The sequence below is a fragment of the Pandoraea sp. B-6 genome, assembly GCF_000282835.1.
Classification (GTDB): domain Bacteria; phylum Pseudomonadota; class Gammaproteobacteria; order Burkholderiales; family Burkholderiaceae; genus Pandoraea; species Pandoraea cepalis.
Map to the genome: position 1 here is coordinate 83,683 of NZ_KB290537.1, position 877 is coordinate 84,559.

At 62.9% G+C, this 877-nt stretch carries 1 protein-coding gene; it reads left to right on the top strand.

The features are described 5' to 3' along the window. A partial coding sequence (locus A985_RS25875; protein WP_232424657.1) for an IS701 family transposase occupies nt 1-877 on the top strand: 877 nt, incomplete at both ends.

The window sequence follows — 877 nt, forward strand, 5'->3', positions numbered from 1 at the left end:
CGCATCTGGAACCGGAGCACGTGAGCGCGCGGCACCAGTCGTTGCATCATTTCGTGGCGAAGTCGGAATGGTTCGATACGGCGCTGCTCGAGCAGGTGCGGCGCTGGGTGCGGCCGCATATGGACCCGGCTGGCGGGTTGTATTGGATCATTGACGACACGGGATTTCCCAAGAAGGGCAAGCATTCGGTCGGCGTGGCGCGGCAATACTGCGGTCAGTTGGGCAAGCAGGACAACTGCCAGGTTGCGGTGAGCCTGTCGGTGGCGACGGAAGATGCGAGCCTACCGGTGTCGTATCGACTGCATCTGCCGCGTGAATGGAGCGACGATCCCGCGCGACGACAGAAAGCCGGCGTGCCCGAGGAAATTGAGTTTGCAACCAAACCGGAGATTGCGACCGGGCAGTTGCACGAAGCACGGCAAAGCGGCGCGCCCGACGGTATCGTGTTGGCCGATGCGGGCTATGGAGACGACACCTCGTTTCGCGAGGCCGTCAGCGAGCTCGGGCTGCAGTATGCGGTGGGCATTCGCTCGAACACGCGCGTATGGGCACCGGGCACCGCTCCTCTACCACCCGAATCCTCCGCGGGGAAATCGGGCCGGCCGCGTAGCTTGTTACGGCGCGCGCCAGGGCATGAGCCGATCGGAGTCAAAGATCTGGCCTTGACGCTCGATGCCTCGCGCTATCGCAACGTGATCTGGCGTGAAGGTACCTGCGCCGCGCTCAGTTCGCGCTTTGCCGCCGTGCGCGTGTGTGCTTCACATCGCGATTACTGGCGCTCCACACTGCGCGATGAGGAATGGCTACTGATCGAATGGCCCGAAGGTGATGCGGAGCCACTCAAATATTGGCTTTCGACTTTGCCCCCAGACACGAC